This is a genomic window from Variovorax ginsengisoli (assembly GCF_030811835.1).
In the GTDB taxonomy this organism is placed as follows: domain Bacteria; phylum Pseudomonadota; class Gammaproteobacteria; order Burkholderiales; family Burkholderiaceae_C; genus Variovorax; species Variovorax ginsengisoli_C.
On the sequence record NZ_JAUSRO010000027.1, the window covers coordinates 1 to 14,209 of the forward strand.

Consider the following 14,209-nt stretch of genomic DNA (forward strand, 5'->3'; position numbering starts at 1 on the left):
CCGAAGATCGTCGACTGGTACATGGAAAACAAGATCAACATCGACGACCTGATCACGCACACCATGCCGCTGGAAGACATCAACAAGGGCTTCGATCTGATGAAGCGCGGCGAGTCGATCCGCGGCGTGGTGCTCTATGGCTGAAACGATGATCGACCCACTGCGCCGCGTGCGCGCCAGCGTGCTGGATATCGTGCCCTTCCCGTCTCAGGTGCGCGCGGTTACCCAGGCTTCCGAGAGAGCCATCCGCGTACCCGATTGAAAGCGGGCATCAAGGAAGATGCCAGAACTCGCAAGACTTGCCTTGGCCAGAGGCCGTTGGGCGAGCGAACGCCGAAAGTCCTGAAGCTGCTGTTCTTTGAGCGGTTCGTCCGGGCACTCTGCCGCTGCGAGGTGACTCATCACCAGTCACACGTTGACGTACTGCGCAAGTTCGGGAAGTGCCAGGATCCGCGTCACTTCTTGCTTGCGCAGCCCCATGCCGTTGTCGAATTGCAGTGCTGCGCCGAGTCGTTGTTGGACGGATTGCGCTGACGCCATCCATCGACGAACCTGGTCGAGGCTGTTCAGGACAGGAGTCAGGCCGCCTTCAAGGCAGTCATGCTCGGTGGCGGCAAACGGCTCGAGCACTACAAGGATTCCCGCGTCGTTTGAGAGTGCCGGTCGCAGCCGAAGGCCTCGTTGACGAGGCCGCGAAGAATGCTCGGCAACCTGCCCGATAGAGCGCACGTTCGACGACATCCTCAACCATGGTCTGCAGTTCCTTCCTCCAGCACCGATTCCACCAGGCGGACCCAGTATGCCGCGCCCAATCCCAGCGTGTCGTCGTTGAAATCGTAGCGTGGGTTGTGCAGCGGCAGCGAAGCTTGGGCGCCATCGGCGCCGATCCAGATGTAGGCACCGGGCTTGGCCTGCAGCATGAACGCGAAGTCCTCGGAAGCCATCGATGGCTTGCAGTCGATTTCCACGTTGTCGGCGCCCGCCACGGCCCGTGCTGCGGTGATCGCGATATCCGTCTCCCGCGCGGTGTTGATGGTCGGTGGATAGGCGCGCCGGTAGGTGACGATGGCGCTCGCACCGTGCGCTTCGGCCGTCGATCGGCATATCGTCTGCAGTGCCGCTTCCACCCGATCCTGGATGTCCGGGGAGAAGCACCGCACAGTGCCTCGCATCACGACTTGGTCCGGGATGACGTTCCAGGCATCGCCCCCATGGATTTGCGTCAGGCTGACCACGGCCGAGTCCATGGCGCTGAGGGTGCGGCCCGGAATCGTCTGCAACGCCATGGTGATCTGCGCAACGGTCGTGAAGGGGTCGACCCCACGCTCCGGCATCGCCGCGTGCGTGCCGCGTCCCTGCACTGTCACTTCGAAGGTGTCCAGCGCGGCCATCATCGGCCCGTGATTGATAGCAAACGTCCCCGCAGGAAGTCCAGGCCAGTTGTGCATGCCGTAGACAGCATCACAGCGAAAGCGCTCGAACAGCCCGTCCTCTACCATGGCCCGGCCTCCACCTTCGCCTTCTTCGGCCGGCTGGAAGACGAAGTGAACCGTCCCGTGAAAGTTCGGATGGGTGGCCAGATGGCGGGCTGCACCGAGCAGCATGGCGGTGTGTCCGTCATGGCCACACGCGTGCATCGTTCCGGCGTGGCGCGAGCAGTGGGTGAAGGTGTTCATTTCCCTGACGGGCAGGGCATCCATGTCCGCGCGCAGCGCGATGGCCCGTCCCGGTGCCGTCGAGAGCGTGCCGACCACGCCGGTCTTGCCCAGGCCGCGGTGCACATCGATGCCCATGGCCGCGAGTTCCCGGGCGACAAGGTCGGCGGTGCGAAACTCGTTGAAGGCGAGTTCCGGGTGTGCGTGAAGATCGCGTCGCCAGCGACGCATGGCGCTGACGGTGTCGGGGTGCATCGAGTTCATGGCGTTGCGGGTCTTCAGACGATGGGCTTGTGCATGAAAAATTGGGCTACCAGGGTCGCGCCGAGGAACGTCCCCGCATTCGCCGTGAAGGAGACAACGACGATGCGCCATCCCAGCCGACGGAACGCCGGCACGTCCTTAGCGATGGACAAACCTGCGAAAGCCAAGATCGGGGTGGCCAAAGCCAGGAAGTTGATCTTCCCCGTCATCGCGGCGACCTGCGCGGCGAAGGGAAGCTGCGGAAAGGTCAGCAGCATCCCGACGAGCGACACCCAGATCACAGCGGGGACCTTGGCGCTCGTGAGGCGGTAGAGCGCGTAGCCGACAAGGACGGTACCGACGATGGTAGCCATGCCGCCGAGCACAAGTGGGTCGGCAGGCGAGGCGTTGTAGGTGATCCAATTGCCCAGCAGCGCGAACACGCCCACCAGCAGCCAGGTCAGCACCTGCGCGCCGAATCCGAAGGAAGACGTTTCATGCAGGGCGTGCGCAGCATCGGCGGGCGCCGATTCAATGCTGGCTTTCGTCGTGCGCCCGAGGAGCGGTTCGAGCACCTTGTAGGCCCAGATGGTGAACGGCAGCGACAGGAAGAGCGTGAAGTAGGTGCCGACGGTGGTCGTGATCAGGTTGCTGGCCGCCGCAAATGTAGCGACGTCCTTGGCCAGTTCCGGCGAGGCTTGCTGAGCCGCGATCGCGCCTGACGCCGCAGCCATCATGCTGCCCGAGCCGACCCCGGCGCCCATGGCGAGCGCCAGCGGGTTGAAGATGTTGAGGCTGGCCAGGAAGCCAGCGAGCAGCGCGATGAACACCGCGCCGAATACGGTGCCCGTCAGGTATTCAGCCAGCACGCCCTGGCCCTCGGGTGACTGCATGCCGAAGCGCTCGCCGATGATCGCCAGGCTGGGCTCGCGGCCAACCGAGAAGGTCGCACCGATGGCCTGCCGCTTGATGCCGAGCAGCAGTGCGACCGGGAGCCCGAAGAGCGCCGTGCCGAAAAAATGGCCGAACTCCTGGAACACGAGGCCGAAACCCGCGGCTGCCAGCTTGGGCAACGATCCGCCGACAAGCAGGCCGAGCTTGGCGATGAACAGCAGCAGCGCGGGTTGCAGGATGGACGACGCCGTGCGCTGCAGCGGCTCGCCGATCGCCAGCGATACCGGCATCCGCCGGCTAGCAAGGCCCCAAGCCGCGCCGATCAGCAACGCCCACAGCAACGGTAGCAGAACCACCTTGGCGTGGGCCAGGGGCACACTGACGTTTCCGATCAGCTCGGCGATCAGCACGAGCAGGAAGGCGGCAACGAACAGGCGCACGTGATCGGCGCCGATACTGCCGGATGTTGTGGTTGGAATTTTCAAGGCGGTGCTCATAGGGGCTCCAATGCGATTTCAGGGCTGCCTGGGTCGTAAAAGACGGTGACGGGTCAGGCGCCGATGCCGGGCGCGTAGCCGAACGCGACGGCCGGGCTCGCCGAGGTTTCGACCCACACGCTCTTGACCTGCGTGTACTCGTGCAACACGTCGGTACCGCTGGAGCGGCCATAGCCACTGGCGTCGAAGCCGCCGAAAGGCGATGCGACGTTGATGACCTTATAGGTGTTGATCCAGAAAGTGCCTGCCTTGACCTGCGCGGCCACCCGGTGTGCACGCGCGACGTTGTTCGTCCACACGGCGCCCGCCAAGCCAAACTCGCTGTCGTTGGCGATCGCAATCGCTTCTTCTTCGGTGTCAAACGCAATGGCGACGACCACCGGTCCGAAGATCTCAGTGCGAGCGACCTCCATGTCGTTGCGCACGTTCTTCAGGATCGTAGGCCGCACGAAGTAGCCTTCGCCCGCGGGCTTCCCGTCGCTGCCCTCAGCCACTTCCGCGCCTTCGCGCAGTCCCGTCTGGATCATGGCGAGCACGTGTTCGTATTGCTTGGCGTTCTGGATCGGGCCGACTTCGGTTTCCGGCGAGAGCGGCTCGCCCGTCCGCAGGCGGCGGGCACCGTCTGCGACCATGGCGACGAAGCGGTCGTAGACGCTGCGCTGCACCAGCAGGCGCGAACCGGCCACGCAGCTCTGCCCGGCCGCGGCGAAGATCGCCGATTGCGCGCCGACGCAGGCGCGCGCCAGGTCCGCGTCCTCGAACACGATGTTCGCCGACTTGCCACCCAGTTCGAGCACGCACGGGATGCCGCGCGCAGCCGAAGCGGCGGCGATCTTGCTTCCCGTGGCCGGCGACCCGACAAAGACCACCTTCTTGACCACCGGGCTGGCGATCGCGGCCTGACCGGTGGTGTGGCCGTAGCCGCTGAGCACGTTGATCACGCCCTTGGGCAGCCCGGCCTGCTCAGCCAGCGAAGCGACTGCCAGCGAGCTGAGCGGCGTCAGCTCCGAAGGCTTCAGCAGCACCGCGTTGCCGGTGGCGATCGCTGGCGCAACGTTCCAGCCGCAGGTAAAGACCGGTGCGTTCCAGGGCGTGATCAGCAGCAGCACGCCGAAGGGTTCGCGACGGGTGTAGTTCAGGTGACCGCTGGGAACCGGGATGACTTCGCCGTGCAGCTTGTCGGTCCAGCCGGCGTAGTACTCGAACATCTCTGCGACCTTGGTCACCTCGCCGCGGCAGTCCCGGATCGGCTTACCGGCCGACAGCGATTCGAGCTGCGCCAGCGGCTCGATGTGGTTGCGCACAACGCGGCCGATCTCGAACATGACGCGGCCGCGCTGCGCTGCCGTCAATGCTGCCCAGGCGCGCTGACCAGCCACCGCCGCCACCGCCGCCTTGTCCACCAACTCGGCACCGGCATCGGCGTAGCTTAGGAATTCCCGGCCCGTCGCGGGGTCGACCAGTTTCACCGCAGCGCCGGTGCCGACGATATATTCGCCACCGACGTAGGAGCCGACGGTCTTGGCGGCAGGGAAGAAGGAGGCCAGCTTGGCCAGCAGTTGTTGGTTGAGGTCTGTTTGCATGATGGTTCTCGGGGTTATGTGCTGAGGGTTGCTGCGCGGTGGGTCAAGCCTTGGTGCGCGCAGCGCCCAACTCGACGATGCGGTTGAAGTCTTCGTCGTCAGCGATGGTCTCGGCGCTGACGGCCCACAGGTCTGCCACCTTGCGCGACAGTGGCAGGTCGATGTCCAGCGCGCCGATCAGCTCCTGGGACAGGCGCACGTCCTTGCGCATCAGCTTCATCGTGAAGCCGGAGTCGAATTTGCCGCTGCTGACCCAGGTCGGGAAGTTGAATTCGGTGACGAAGCTGCGTCCCGAACCGGCGTTTACGCCGCTGAGCAGGCGCTCCGTCGGAACGCCGGCTTTCTCTGCCAGGCGCGTCACTTCGCCGGCTATGGCCAGATGCGCCGCGCAAAGGAGGTTGTTGGCGATCTTCGCCACGTGGCCGGCGCCCACGCCGCCGACATGAACGCGCTTGGCGCTCATAGCCATCAGCACCGGCTCGGCCCGGGCGACATCCTCGTCCGAGCCGCCGATGACCATCGTCATCGTGCCCGCGAGAGCCCCTTTGGGGCCACCGCTGACCGGCGCATCGATCAGGCTCATCCCGACGGATGCCAGCTGTGCGGCCAGTTGGCGCGTGGTGTCTGGGTGAGACGTGGAGGTCTCGATCACCAGAACGCCGGCCTTGGGATGGCTGAGAAGACCATCGGCGCCCGCGACGACCTGTGCCACGATAGCCGCCGTAGGAAGCGACAGTACGATCGCATCGGACTTGGCGACTACGTCCTTGATCGAATCCACCACTGGAACACCTTCTGCGGCAAGCGTCGCTCGGGTCGTTGCCGAAGCATCGGTGCCGACCACCTCGAAGCCACCACGCTGGAGCGACAGCGCCATGCCGCGCCCCATGTTGCCCAGGCCAATTACCCCGATCGTCTTCATATGAAATCTCCGAACTTGATTGATTGCAATGCATCGCCTTCGAGCACAGCCATACGTCGATGGGGCCGGTTGCAGCGATAGGGCGAGAGTCCCACCAACTTGCTCGGCGAGCAATGACAACGCATGTAAAATCTCGTTGACTACAGGGCAACACTTGGCATTGCGATCGCGAGGCTGCATGAACGAGACACTGGAATTCCGGCGAGTCCGATATCTCTATGAAGCCGTCGTGCGCGGTTCGGTCCGCGCAGCGGCAGATACGCTCGACATGAACCCGTCGGTGGTGAGCCGCCAGATCGCAAAGCTGGAGGAAGAACTGGCCATTCCGTTGATCGAGCGTCATGGACGCGGCGTGAAGGCGACGGAAGCCGGCGAAATGCTGGTCGAATACTTCCGGCAGCAAAGCGCCTATCAGGACGACGTGCTGACCAAGGTACAGGAGCTTCGCGGAATGGCGCGCGGTCATATCGATCTCGTTCTGGGAGAGGGCTTCGTGAGCGATCTCATGGCCGAGCCTATGAAGGAGTTCTGGCGGCGCTATCCCGGTTTGACTGTGACCATGCATCTAGCGGGCACGAACGAAGTCATGCGTCTGGTCGCGGAAGATGCCGCGCACATCGGGATGGTCTACAACCCGCCGGTGGCTTCGGGCATACGCTCACGGGCAGCCATACGGCAGCCGATGTGCGTGGTGACGCGCCCCGGCCACCCGCTGACTGAACTGAAGCGTCAGCCTTTGCTCCGGCAGGTCGGGGCCTATCCGGTTGCGCTGATGCATGGCTCTTTCGGCACACGGCAGGTCATCGAATTGGCCGAACAGATGGAGCGTGTGCGCCTCGCGCCCAAGCTGACCACGGATTCCATCTCGGTCATCAAACACTTCGTGCGCTCGGACCTCGGGGTGAGCTTGTTGCCAGCTTTTGCTGTATCGCAGGAAATCGACGACGGGGAACTGGTGGCGATCCCGGTGGATCAGGCCTTGCTGGGCGCGGCCGAAGCGCACATCGTCACGCGGCTGGGCCGACAACTTTCCATCGCGTCGAACCAGTTGCTGCTGCAATTGATCGCCACAATGCGCGCTTTCAAGGACTCCAAGCCGCGGCATCGCGGCAAGGCGGGCAGTTGAGTGACGCGGGACGAAGCCTGAGCTACTGCGGAGGCGTTCAATTGGTGGCCTCCGAGACCGCTTTGGCCGTCAGGACCATCTGGTCGAGGAACACCTTGACCGCGGGATGGTTTCGTTCCCCGTGGCGGAATGCGACCGAGATTCTGCGCCTGGCCTCCGGTCGCAGCTTGACGGCACTGACGCCCGCGAGGTCGTTGACCCGGCGCAGGCCGGGGATGATCGAGATCGAGCACCCCGAGGCCACCATCTCGCGCACGACCTCGAAGCCTCTGCACTCCGCGTTCACCCGCGGTTCGTAGCCGGCGCGTCGGCACAGGTTCAGGATGAATTCCCCGTAGAAACTCACGGCCGAGTCGAGTGCCCAGCGTTCGCCTCGGAGGTCGGATACTGCCAAGGACTGGCGCTGCGCCAGCCGATGGCCCTGGGGGAGCAGAACATACAGAACATCCTCGATCAAGGGCACCTGATCGATGTTCTTGTACTTCTGGACCAACAGGTTGGTCAGGTTGTCGACAAACGCCACGTCGACGTTCCAGGAGCCGAGCGCCGCCAGGCCATCGGCGGGCTCCAGTTCCTTGAAGACGATGTCCAGATGCGGGTAGCTGGCTTGAAGTGCCTGAATGGCTTGCGGCAGGAGGGCGGCCGCCACCGTGGGAAACGCCGCCACACGCAGGACGCCAGCGATTTCTCGCTTGATTTCGGCAAGGTCGGACTTCGCTTCATCCAACATGATCAGGATGCGTTCGGCGTGTGCCACCAGCCGCTCGCCGGCCGGCGTCAGTCGAACGCCCCGTCCCTGTCGTTCGGTGAGCGGCATGCCGACTTCTTCCTCCAACTGGGCGATCTGCTGGGACACCGCCGATGGCGTGAGAAACAGTGCTTCCGCGACCGCGGCCATCGTCTGGCGAGCCGAGAGTTCACGCAGTGCTCGCAATCTTGCAATGTCCATTCCAACAAACCCTCGCTCAAAGATTTTTAACCGACAGTTTGTCTAATGTATATCTAAAAGATTGATCACTATACCTGTCTTAATCATGTTCGTAGCATCGGGGCGCCTTCTCCATCAACCCGGTAAAAAAGGAATTCCCATGAGCCAACTCTCGCGTCTTCTCAAGACCATTGCCGCCAGCGCGATCTGTCTGGTGGCCGTGCAGACGCACGCGGCCACTTCGCTGCTCGATACCGTCAAGCAGCGTGGCGTTCTGAACTGCGGCACTGACAACTCGGCACCAGGTTTTGGTTACCTCAACACCAAGACGGGCGAGATGGAAGGCCTGGACGTGGACCTGTGCCGCGCAGTGGCTGCGGCCGTGCTTGGCGATGCGAAGAAGGTGAAGTTCGTGACCGTCACGGACAAGAGCCGCTTCAATGCAGTCCAGACCAATCAGGTGGACGTGGTATTCGCTCACACCACGGTCAAGCCCGCCCGTGAATCGGCGATCACGGTCGACTTCCTGCCCATCTATTTCTACGATGGCACCGGCGTCATGGTCAAAGGCTCCAAGATCAAGAGCGTGAAGGACCTCAACGGTGGTGCGATCTGCACCACGCAGGGCTCTTCCACCGAACAGACGCTTGCGGGCTACATCAAGGCTGAGAACTGGAGTCCATCGACGAAGGTGCTGACCTACGAGAACCTCGAGAAGTTGTTTGCAGCGATGGAAGCAGGTCGCTGCAATGGCATGAGCACGGACCGTTCCGCGCTCAGCTCGTGGAAGGCCAATGCGCCCAATCCATCGGACTACAACATCCTGCCCGAGACGCTGGACAAGTCTCCTTTCGCCGGCTTCACCGTTGCGAACGACTCGCGCTGGCGCAACGCACTGCGCTGGATCATGTATGCCACGTTCCAAGCCGAGGAAAGCAAGATCACGTCCGCCAGCCTGCCTGACCAACTGAAGACCAAAGATCCCTTTGTTCAGAAGTTCCTCGGCGTGAACGGGAGCTTCGGCCCGGACTTCGGCCTGCCCGCCGACTTCGTCGCGAAGATCATTGGTCAAGTAGGCAGTTTCGGCGACATCTATGACCGCAACCTGGGTCCGTCGACGCCCAACCGGATGGACCGGAAGGGTACTTTGAACGCACCCTGGACGCAGGGTGGCGCCTTGTACTCGCCCCCCTGGATCTGATCGTCACTCGCCTCGAAGACGGTGGGCGCCGCGCTCACCGTCTTTTTCCTGCTGATGACGACACGGAGATCACATGGATCACACTCTTAGCCCCCGACAAAGCGCACCGACGCCAAGTCCATCTCGCACATATCGCCGGCTCTTGCAGGCAGCAAGGCAAGTCACCATCGTGATCGCGGTGCTTGTGCTCGTCGCCTGGTTCGCACTGAGCGTGCGTGCCGGTCTGGCGCGCAACGGGATCGGCTTCGACATGGGATTTCTCTCGCAGGTCGCAGGATTCGACCTCAGCGAAGGCTATGCCCTCACGACGGAAGGCCTCAGGCGTTTCATGTCGAGCGACAGCAACGCCCAAGCATTGCTTGCCGGCTTCATCAACACGGTCAAGACAGCCAGTGTCGCCATCATCCTCACTACCGTGCTCGGCACGCTGGTCGGGATGGGGCGCGTCTCGCACAACTGGATCGTGCGTCAACTCTGTTTCGGCTTCGTCGAGATGGTCCGGAACACCCCCATGCTGATTCAACTGGTCTTCTGGTATTTCGTCGTCATTCTGAAGCTCCCGGCCTTGGCAGATGCCGCGAGCTGGCTGGGAACCGTGATCGCGAGCCAGCAAGGCTTCTATTTCCCGGGGGTGGAACTCGCCCCCGAAGCCACCCTCCCCGCATTGCTTTCGTTCTTGGCAGGGTTGGTCCTGCTGGTCGCAGGGGCAGCGAATCGCAGGCATCGCAAGTGGCTGACCGCCTGTAGTCTTGCGGGGTTGGTCAGTGCATGGGCAATAGGCTTTCCCGTGGCCGTGACGGTGCCGCACGTTACGGGTTTCGTCATCACGGGTGGGTTCAGCGCCAGTCCGGAATTCGCTGCGATGCTTGTTGGCCTCACGGTCTACACATCGGCTTTCATTGCGGAGATCATCCGAGGCGCCATCGTTGCGCTGCCCAAGGGGCAATGGGAGGCTGCATCAGCGCTGGGACTCAGCCGGGGCGCGGCTTTCAGGGATATCGTGATCCCGCAGGTGTTTCGCGTCGTCCTGCCTGCGTTCGGCAACCAGTACATCAGCTTGGCAAAGACGACATCGCTCGGCATTGCAATCGGATTCCCTGACGTCTTCAATGTGTATGGAACGGTTGCCAATCAATCGGGACGGAGCCTGGAAGGTGTGATCGTGGTCATGCTGGCTTACCTCATCCTGAGTTGGACGATCAGCGGCGCGGTTAATCTGTTGAATGGCTTGCTGCTGCGCAATGGGGGAAAGCAATGAGTACCGCCCACCCGATTGTCCGCTGGGTCCGACGCAACCTTTTTGCATCGAATTTCGACACCGCGATGACGCTGATCGTCGTGCCCGTCTGCCTGTGGGCATTGATTGGCCTGCTCTGGTGGTCGTTCACTGCCGCTCAATGGCAGGTGGTGTCCGACAACCTTCGCGTGTTCATGGTCGGTACCTTCCCTGCCGAGATGATCTGGCGCGCCTGGCTCTGTGCGCTGATTCTGGCGCTGCTGTGCGGAGCCACGCTGGGATGGGTCGTGCCGCCGCCATCGGACGCCCCACTATGGCGAGTGGGCGCATTCATGTTGGTTACCGCCATGGGCGCGGCCGCTGCCACGCCCACGCTCGGTTGGGTGCTGGGGTGCGCGACGTCCGCTTTGTGCGGATGGGGCACCATGAGTCCGCGGTCCCCGGTGCGCAAGCTGTTGCCCTTCGGCTGGGGCGCAGGACTGATCGCGATGGCCATGCTGCTGTTGCCAGCGGGTACCGAGCGCTGGGGCGGCCTGATGGTGAGCGTATTGGTCACCTTGCTGGCATCGATCCTCAGCGTACCGCTGGGCATCGGCCTGGCACTGGGGCGGCGCAGCCGCTTCGCCAGCGCCCGCATCCTGTGCACCGGTTACATCGAGCTGATGCGCTCGCTGCCGCTGATTCTCATCGTTTACTGGGTCTGGATCGTGATGCCGCTGCTTGTGCCGGACACAGCGGTGCCCGACCTTTTCCGCGGTCTGCTCGGGTTCGTGCTGTTCTTCGCAGCGTACGTGGCCGAGTACGTGCGTAGCGGATTGCAAAGCGTTCCGAAGGGGCAGATCGAGGCCGCCGGATCGCTCGGAATGAGCCCCATGCAGATCAACCGGGACATCGTGCTCCCGCAGGCCACCCGTGTCGTCATGCCCGCGCTCGTGGGTAATGTGCTAGACATCTTCAACACGGTACCGCTGCTGTTCATCATCGGTCTGACCGACTTTCTGCGCGCCGGCCAGATGGTTTTGATCAATCCCCAGTCAGGGGGGCGCAACTACGAGATCTATCTCTTCATGTTCGCGGTGTACCTGGGGATCGCGTCCATCATCACCTACGGCGCGCGCCGGCTCGAGGCGCGCATGGCCACCGGCCAGCGCTGAATCAGATCTGTTTCAAGGACATTCATGCCGACTTCCATCGTAGACATCAAGAACGTCAATAAATCCTTTGGCCCGGCCCACGTGCTGCGCGGGGTCGACCTTCAGGTCGCCAAGGGCGAGGTGCTGGTCATCATCGGCGCCAGCGGCTCCGGAAAGTCCACGCTCATCCGCTGCGTCAACGGCCTGGAGGCCTTCCAGGAAGGCAGCATCACGGTCGATGGCTGCGAACTGCCTTGCGAAGCAGACCGCGAACTCGGCGAGGAGAAGCGATTGAACGCCGTGCGCCGTGGCGTGGGCATGGTGTTCCAGCAGTTCAATCTTTTCCCGCACAAGACCGTGCTGGAGAACGTGACGCTGGCGCCGATGCGAGTGCGCAACAAGTCTCAGGCCGATGCTGAAGCCACGGCTCGGCGGCTGCTCAAGCGGGTAGGCATGCAGGACCATGCGCTCAAATATCCGGGGCAGTTGTCCGGCGGACAGCAGCAGCGTGTCGCCATCGCGCGCGCATTGGCCATGGAGCCGCACGTGATGCTGTTCGACGAGCCCACCTCGGCACTCGATCCAGAGATGGTCGGTGAAGTGCTGGACGTGATGCGGGAACTGGCAACCGAGGGCATGACGATGATGATCGTGACCCATGAGATGGGCTTCGCACGCGAGGTGGCCAACCGCGTGGTTTTCATCGACCGGGGCAAGATATTGGAAGATGGCACACCTGCGGAAATCTTCGATGCGCCCAAGGAGGATCGCACGCGCACTTTCCTGTCGCGCGTGCTGAAGCACTGACGCCCGGCCCCGCAGGCCAAATTACCGTTAAGGAATATGCATGATTAAAAACCGCCCCGCGCAAGGGGAAGTCAGGGAACTGTGGCGTGTCTTGCGATCACAGGCCGAAGCTCTGTCAGCCACTTCACCGTGCGTCGCGCCGACGCTGCAGGCCTTGGTGCTTGATCGTCAATCCTTCGAGGATGCGCTGTCGAGTGTGCTCGTGCAAGCGCTGGCCGCAGCCACTCCGACGGCACAGCTGAAGCCGGCCATCGATGACGTGCTGGCCGCCGACCCAGACATCGCGGCCGCGGCTGCAGCAGACCTGGTGCGTCTCGCCGCCATCAATCCCGCGTGTCCCAGCGTCCTGACAGGTTTGCTGAGTTTTCGGGGGTACCAGGCCATCCAGCTCTACCGCATCAACCATGCCTTGTGGAGCGAAGGGCGCCAGGAACTGGCGGTGCTTCTGCAAAACTGGGGCGCAACGGTCTTCGCCATGGACATTCATCCGGGCGCGGTGATTGGTCGCGGCGTGTTCTTTGACCATGGAGTAGGGACCGTCATCGGTGCCACTGCGGTGGTGGAGGACGGCGTCAACATATGGCATGGTGTGACGCTCGGCAGCACGCTGACGCAAGCGGGCGACCGTCATCCGAAAGTGAGGCGCAATGCCACCATCGGCGCAGGCGCAACCATTCTCGGGAATATCGAGATTGGCGCCGGAGCGGTCGTCGCCGCCGGCACCGTCGTCCTGAAGTCGGTAGAGCCTGGAACCGTGGTCGCGGGCATTCCCGCCCGTGTAATGGGAAAAGCCCATGGACGCCTGGATGCCATCGACGAGTCCATGAAACACATCAGCAGCTGAACGGAGTAATTGCCCATGCCCAACGTTACCTTCGGCATCGATCATCCGGTCGTGACCGTACGCGATCTTGCCACCGTTCGGGAACAGTACAAGCGCCTCGGGTTCGCACCTAACCCCGTCGGTTTTCATCCGTGGGGAACCACCCTGTCCCTGCTCATGTTCAAGGACAACTTCATTGAACTGATCTCGGTTGATGACGCGTCGAAGTTCGGTACCAATGCAGTCGATGGGTTTTGCTATGGCCGCAACGTCGGCAAGTTTCTCGAGCGCGTCGAGGGTCTGGGGCTGGTGGCGTTGCACAGCAAAGACGCGCGTGCCGACCACGATTTGCTCACGTCGCGTGGACTCAAAAGTCAGGGACTGATCGACTTTCGGCGGGCAATGAAGAAGCCAGATGGTAGCCCCGACGTGGCGATCGTTTCGCTGGGTCTGTTTCTTAACGAGACGCAACGCGATGTCTCTAATTTCATTTGCCACCAGCATCGGCCCGAACTGATCTGGGTGCCTGAGTGGCAACAGCACCCCAACGGCGTGAATGCGGTGACCGCAGTGACCTACGTGGCTGAACAGCCGCTCGAACTTGAACAGCGCTATGCAGCGTTCTACGGGGATGACCGCGTAGTGCGGCGAGGCGCAGGCTTCGTGGCAGACAGCGGCTGCGGCGCGATCCGGGTACTGTCGCCAGACGAAGCAAAGGCTTTCTACGGCGACGTGCCGCTACCCGAGTGGGGTGGCGACAATAGCCCGCACGGGATTTCGATCACAGTGGCGACTCCAAGATTCAGCGATCTTCAGGCGCTTTGGCAGGCTGGTGGTGTTACGTCCGAGAAGAGCTCCACAGGGACATTGCTCGTACCGCCTGAACAATGTGGGAATGTCATTCTGGAATTTGAATCAACCACATGATTTGTGTTCAGGTCAGAGGAATGAAGCGCTGCGCGCCCGCATGCATCAGTCTCCGGGAATGAAGTCGACTTTGCGGCCTCCTGGTACGCGATCAAAAGTTGGGAATAGCACACTGTCCATGATTGAGTCAGACCTAGCAGGCTGCTGAAATACCTCGCCCTGGAAAGCCGAACTCGGTCCCAGAGGGTGTGTCCGCAGGACAATGCGGCATGCGCGGATCCGACACCTTCACC

At 62.6% G+C, this 14,209-nt stretch carries 13 protein-coding genes and 1 pseudogene; 8 read left to right on the forward strand and 6 right to left on the reverse strand.

Translation table 11 applies throughout. The features are described 5' to 3' along the window. Positions 1-144, forward strand: a pseudogene (locus J2W36_RS26170) (S-(hydroxymethyl)glutathione dehydrogenase); the annotation flags it as partial. A 264-nt stretch (positions 145-408) separates the two neighbouring features. On the opposite strand, the gene J2W36_RS26175 reads toward J2W36_RS26170, so the two are convergent. The 5 genes from J2W36_RS26175 to J2W36_RS26195 are packed head-to-tail and all read right to left on the reverse strand — an operon-like array spanning position 409 to position 5,974. Then, the gene (locus tag J2W36_RS26175) at positions 409-741 is read right to left on the reverse strand and encodes an alanine racemase (RefSeq protein ID WP_370869396.1); all 333 of its coding nucleotides are present in this window, start codon (positions 739-741) and stop codon (positions 409-411) included. A 2-nt stretch (positions 742-743) separates the two neighbouring features. Next, entirely contained in the window at positions 744-1,919 is a 1,176-nt protein-coding gene (locus J2W36_RS26180; RefSeq protein ID WP_307692724.1) for a M20 aminoacylase family protein, read from the reverse strand. A 14-nt stretch (positions 1,920-1,933) separates the two neighbouring features. After that, positions 1,934-3,289, reverse strand: coding sequence for a DUF3100 domain-containing protein (locus J2W36_RS26185; RefSeq protein WP_307692726.1), 1,356 nt, complete (start codon positions 3,287-3,289; stop codon positions 1,934-1,936). Positions 3,290-3,342: 53 nt separating this feature from the next. Continuing rightward, a complete protein-coding gene (locus tag J2W36_RS26190) occupies positions 3,343-4,872 on the reverse strand; it encodes an aldehyde dehydrogenase family protein (RefSeq protein ID WP_307692727.1) in 1,530 nt (509 codons plus the stop codon). Positions 4,873-4,915: 43 nt separating this feature from the next. Then, positions 4,916-5,974, reverse strand: a complete 1,059-nt coding sequence (locus tag J2W36_RS26195; protein ID WP_307692728.1) for an NAD(P)-dependent oxidoreductase — start codon at positions 5,972-5,974, stop codon at positions 4,916-4,918. Between J2W36_RS26195 and J2W36_RS26200 the strand changes: the two genes are divergently transcribed. Further along, entirely contained in the window at positions 5,973-6,920 is a 948-nt protein-coding gene (locus tag J2W36_RS26200; protein ID WP_307692729.1) for a LysR family transcriptional regulator, read from the forward strand. The two genes, J2W36_RS26195 and J2W36_RS26200, sit on opposite strands and share 2 nt — an antisense overlap. A gap of 37 nt (positions 6,921-6,957) precedes the next feature. Here the strand turns inward: J2W36_RS26200 and J2W36_RS26205 are convergent, their stop codons facing one another. Next, positions 6,958-7,869, reverse strand: coding sequence for a LysR family transcriptional regulator (locus J2W36_RS26205; protein WP_307692730.1), 912 nt, complete (start codon positions 7,867-7,869; stop codon positions 6,958-6,960). A 139-nt stretch (positions 7,870-8,008) separates the two neighbouring features. Between J2W36_RS26205 and J2W36_RS26210 the strand changes: the two genes are divergently transcribed. The 6 genes from J2W36_RS26210 to J2W36_RS26235 all read left to right on the forward strand — a co-directional run bounded on the left by J2W36_RS26210 (position 8,009) and on the right by J2W36_RS26235 (position 13,976). Then, entirely contained in the window at positions 8,009-9,049 is a 1,041-nt protein-coding gene (locus tag J2W36_RS26210) for a transporter substrate-binding domain-containing protein (RefSeq protein ID WP_307692731.1), read from the forward strand. A gap of 169 nt (positions 9,050-9,218) precedes the next feature. Next, on the forward strand, positions 9,219-10,307 hold the full coding sequence (locus J2W36_RS26215) for an ABC transporter permease subunit (RefSeq protein ID WP_307692732.1): 1,089 nt from the start codon (positions 9,219-9,221) through the stop codon (positions 10,305-10,307). Positions 10,308-10,372: 65 nt separating this feature from the next. Beyond that, a complete protein-coding gene (locus J2W36_RS26220) occupies positions 10,373-11,440 on the forward strand; it encodes an amino acid ABC transporter permease (RefSeq protein WP_307692733.1) in 1,068 nt (355 codons plus the stop codon). Positions 11,441-11,464: 24 nt separating this feature from the next. After that, positions 11,465-12,226 carry an amino acid ABC transporter ATP-binding protein gene (locus J2W36_RS26225; RefSeq protein ID WP_307692734.1) on the forward strand — a complete coding sequence of 254 codons (762 nt, stop codon included), beginning with the start codon at positions 11,465-11,467 and terminating at the stop codon, positions 12,224-12,226. Between the two features lie 40 nt (positions 12,227-12,266). Next, positions 12,267-13,070: a serine O-acetyltransferase EpsC gene (gene epsC / locus J2W36_RS26230; RefSeq protein ID WP_307692735.1), complete on the forward strand. Its 804-nt coding sequence runs from the start codon at positions 12,267-12,269 to the stop codon at positions 13,068-13,070. Between the two features lie 15 nt (positions 13,071-13,085). Then, positions 13,086-13,976: a VOC family protein gene (locus J2W36_RS26235; RefSeq protein ID WP_307692736.1), complete on the forward strand. Its 891-nt coding sequence runs from the start codon at positions 13,086-13,088 to the stop codon at positions 13,974-13,976. The last annotated feature ends 233 nt before the right edge of the window (positions 13,977-14,209 follow it).